Annotated in this window: 2 protein-coding genes; both read right to left on the minus strand. The window is 42.0% G+C overall.

The features are described from left to right. Positions 1–293 precede the first annotated feature (293 nt). Positions 294–3,002: a preprotein translocase subunit SecA gene (secA, locus tag H5158_RS22095; RefSeq protein ID WP_182719662.1), complete on the minus strand. Its 2,709-nt coding sequence runs from the start codon at positions 3,000–3,002 to the stop codon at positions 294–296. Between the two features lie 403 nt (positions 3,003–3,405). Further along, on the minus strand, positions 3,406–3,885 hold the full coding sequence (locus H5158_RS22100) for a DUF721 domain-containing protein (RefSeq protein ID WP_145236680.1): 480 nt from the start codon (positions 3,883–3,885) through the stop codon (positions 3,406–3,408). Positions 3,886–4,794 lie beyond the last annotated feature (909 nt).

A 4,794-nucleotide genomic window follows, 5' to 3' on the forward strand; every position in this document is an offset into this window, starting at 1 on the left:
GCAAGCCACTCGCCTACAGTGAATAATTAAACACTGAGATTAACGTTAACACCCGTAGGCGTTAAGCTTGCTGACGCGAAAACACCGAAACAATATTGAATATCGCGGTGGCAAGCCACTCGCCTACAAGTGATTTAACACCGAGATAAACCTTAACACCGTAGGCGTTGAGCTTGCTGACGCACAAACACCACATTTAAAACGCGGTGGCAAGCTACTCGCCTGATATTTAATCTTACAAACAAAAAAAGCGACGCAGGCGTCGCTTTTTAATTGTTAATTATAACATTTGGTTATTTTAACTTACCACAACACTGTTTGAACTTTTGACCCGAGCCACATGGGCAAGGTTCGTTGCGGCCAACTTTTGGCTCTGCGCGTGATGTTACGACTGCACCTTGAGGTGCTTCGCCGCCTACGTGCTCAACTTCTTCATGTTGATATTCGCGAGGAGCATTTTCACTTTGGCGGTGTTGCTCTTCGATTTTTTCAACATCTTCTTCAGCACGTACTTGTACTTTACTTAAAATACTAACTACATCAATTTTCAGGTTCTCAAGCATTTCAGAGAACAATTCAAACGACTCACGCTTGTACTCTTGCTTAGGATTCTTTTGCGCGTAGCCACGTAAATGAATACCTTGGCGAAGGTGATCCATCGCAGCAAGGTGATCTTTCCAATGTTGATCCAAGCTTTGTAGCATGATTGCTTTTTCAAACTGACGAAGTACAGAATCGCCAACTTGTTGCTCTTTCTGTTTGTAAGCTTGCTCAACTGACTCTTCAATTCGCTCACGTAACTTTTCTTCGTAAAGTTTGTTATCGTCAGCTAACCATTGTGTAATCGGTAACTCAATTAAGAAGTCTTGTTTTAAGCGCTCTTCAAGGCCCGGAATATCCCACATTTCAGCTAAACTTTGCGGTGCAATGTATTGGTCAATAGTGTTGCCCAATACGTCGCCACGAATAACCGTGATCGTCTCTGAAATATCGCCTTCTTCAAGCAACTCATTACGTTGTGAATAAACAACACGACGTTGGTCATTTGCTACATCATCGTATTCAAGCAATTGTTTACGCACATCAAAGTTACGTGCTTCAACTTTACGTTGCGCGTTTTCAATGGCACGGTTAACCCATGGATGCTCAATCGCTTCGCCACGTTGCATACCTAGTTTACGCATCATATTAGTCATGCGTTCACCAGCGAAGATACGCATTAATGCGTCATCCATCGATAGGTAAAAACGGCTTGAACCGGCATCACCTTGACGACCCGAACGACCACGTAACTGGTTATCGATACGGCGTGATTCGTGACGCTCAGTACCAATGATATGTAAACCACCAGCAGCAATTACTGCATCATGGCGAATTTGCCACGCTTCTTTAATCGCTTTGATTTGCTCATCAGTTGGGTTTTCAAGTTTTTCAACTTCGCTATTCCAGTTACCGCCTAACACGATATCAGTACCACGACCGGCCATGTTAGTTGCGATTGTTACTGTGCCTGGTAAACCAGCATCGGCAACGATGTCTGCTTCTTGGGCATGGAATTTAGCATTAAGTACGTTGTGCTTGATTTTTTCTTTACGTAAAAATTGCGATAAATACTCAGAGCTTTCGATTGAAATCGTACCCACCAATACTGGCTGGCCGCGCTCTTGGCAATCTTTAATATCGATTAGAATGGCTTCGTATTTTTCTTCTTGCGTTAAGTAAACTAAATCAGCGCGATCTTCACGGATCATCGGCTTATTAGTTGGCATAACAACAGTATCTAGACCATAGATTGACTGAAACTCAAATGCTTCAGTGTCGGCAGTACCAGTCATACCTGCAAGGGTATCGTAAATACGGAAGTAGTTTTGGAATGTAATTGACGCTAACGTTTGGTTTTCGTTTTGAATTTTTACATTTTCTTTTGCTTCAACAGCTTGATGTAAACCTTCAGACCAACGACGCCCTTCCATTGTACGGCCAGTGTGTTCATCAACAATGATTACTTCGTTTTCTTTTACAACGTAATCAATGTCTTTTTGATACAGCTTATGAGCACGTAATGCCGCATAAATATGGCTAAGCAGGGTAATACTCGCAGCAGAATAAAGCGAGTCGCCCTCAGCTATCAAACCACGTTCAATCAGTAATTCTTCAACTTTAATTTGACCACGTTCAGTTAAATGAACTTGCTTGGCTTTTTCATCAATAGTGAAATCACCATCGCCTTCAATACCTTCTTCGTCTTCTTTCTCTTGTAACTCAAGAAGCGGAACTATGGTATTGATTTCAGCATACAGCTGCGAACTGTCTTCAGCGGGGCCGGAAATAATCAGTGGAGTACGGGCTTCATCAATTAAGATCGAGTCAACTTCATCGACTACCGCATAGTAAAGTGGACGTTGTACGCGTTCGTTAATGCTAAACGCCATATTGTCACGCAGGTAATCAAAACCAAATTCGTTATTAGTACCGTAGGTAATATCAGCGGCGTAGGCTTCTTTTTTCTGTTGCGGCATCATACCCGGTACGTTACAGCCAACAGTTAAACCTAAAAATTCAAATAATGGGCGGTTAGTTTCAGCATCGCGCTTAGCAAGATAGTCATTCACAGTAATTACGTGAACACCTTTACCTGTAATACCACGTAAGTATGCTGGTAAACTTGCGGTAAGGGTTTTACCTTCACCAGTACGCATTTCTGCGATGCGGCCTTGGTGTAAAACCATACCACCGAGCAACTGCACGTCAAAGTGACGCATACCATTTACACGTTTTGATGCTTCACGTACCACAGCAAATGCTTCTGGTAGAATGTCATCAAGACCTTGTCCGTTATCGTAACGCTCTCTAAACTCTGCTGTTTTGGCTTTTAAATCTTCGTCTGAAAGCGCTTCAAGTTGCGTTTCAAGCGCGTTGATCAGCGCGACCGTCTTTCTTAAATTTTTAATAGTGCGGTCATTGCGACTACCAAAAATCTTGGTAAATAAATTAGATATCATGATAAAACCGTTACAATGTGTTCTTTGCTAGCCGAGTATCAGCTAACCCATTTTTATAATTACTAATTAATAGATTACTCACACGAGCACATATTAATTAGCAATTTCGAGAAACGTTGTGAAATACAGCGTTCAATACGTGCGCTACTATACCAGACTCTGCGAAACATCAAACCATCGCGTAGTTAAGATATCAGTTTTCTGCAAGAAAATTTAAAATAAGCCGTAAACATAACTTTAATTAAGACTATAAAATTATATTAACTATGGAGATATGGAGGTGGATAAAAGAAAATCAAGGGGAGTATAAGAACTTAGGTTCTAGGTTCTTCAATACAGTTGCAAACTAAATATACATGGTAAACTTTTCCTAGCGCCTATTTCTTCCTAGCGCCAAAAACCTTTATTTTTTACCATGCCTCGCTAGTCGCTCTAGCTTTTCTTTTAGTGACGGTGGTGCGCTTTGTGCAATCGCATTAAGGTAATCAGCGGTTTGTTCACTCATAGCTAATTTATTCGCGGGAGTGGCGTTAGCTGTTTTTAACGCATTATTTGGACTTAATCGTTGGCTGGCTTGTGGGTTAGCGGTAATTTTGATTTGCCCAAGTTCTGCCATACCGGCACTACGAAAGTGTGACAGCATATCCATTTTTAAGTAGTTTAAACGCAGTGCTATAGGTGCAGATACCGCCTCAATCATCAGCGTACCATCGCGATAATTACTAACGCGACATTTTCCACCTAAATTAGCGCCCAAAAATTCACTTAACAACGTTTGTTGTTTATCTAATGCTTGGCTTTTACCTGCATACGACGACAATCGACCACTCAGGCCAGCCATAATATCGTTTAAAGGTTTTGGCGCGAACCTATCTTTAGCCATGCAAAACACCAAAAGTTACATTGAAGAGACTGAGTTTAATTGAATGCAAAGGTTAAAGCTACCTCGAGAAATGAAAGATACAGGGTAATAGGTGCTAGGTATTAGGTTAAAGGTTAAAGGCAGAGATTAGCTACACCTGAAATCTAATGACTGATGGTTCAATACAACCGCGCGGCATAAAGCCGCGCCTACGTTTTAAAACATAGGAGCTAAGTTTTTAGTCACTTCCCTAGCACCTTTAACCTTTTCGCGGTGGCAAGCCACTCGCCTACAAGTAATTAATTAAACATCAAAGTAAACTTTAACACCGTAGGCGTTGAGCTTGCTGACGCAAAAACACCACATATTGAAACGCGGTGGCAAGCCACTCGCCTACAAGTGATTTAACATTGAGGCAAACTTTAACACCGTAGGCGTTGAGCTTGCTGACGCAAAAACACCGAAACAATATTGAGTATCGCGGTGGCAAGCCACTCGCCTACAGGTAATTAATTAAACATCAAAGTAAACCTTAACACCGTAGGCGTTGAGCTTGCTGACGCACAAACACCGAAACAATATTGAGTATCGCGGTGGCAAGCCACTCGCCTACAAGTGATTTAACACCGAGATAAACCTTAACACCGTAGGCGTTGAGCTTGCTGACGCAAAAACACCGAAACAATATTGAGTATCGCGGTGGCAAGCCACTCGCCTACAGTGAATAATTAAATACTGAGATTAACGTTAACACCCGTAGGCGTTAAGCTTGCTGACGCGAAAACACCGAAACAATATTGAATATCGCGGTGGCAAGCCACTCGCCTACAGTGAATAATTAAACACTGAGATTAACGTTAACACCCGTAGGCGTTAAGCTTGCTGACGCGAAAACACCGAAACAATATTGAATATCGCGGTGGCAAGCCA

This window comes from Pseudoalteromonas sp. SR45-6 (assembly GCF_014163545.1).
GTDB lineage: Bacteria > Pseudomonadota > Gammaproteobacteria > Enterobacterales > Alteromonadaceae > Pseudoalteromonas > Pseudoalteromonas rhizosphaerae.

Bases quoted from the DNA above. Each gene is read 5' to 3' on its own strand.
- secA (WP_182719662.1), bottom strand. From the start codon at position 3,002: ATGATATCTAATTTATTTACCAAGATTTTTGGTAGTCGCAATGACCGC.
- H5158_RS22100 (WP_145236680.1), bottom strand. From the start codon at position 3,885: ATGGCTAAAGATAGGTTCGCGCCAAAACCTTTAAACGATATTATGGCT.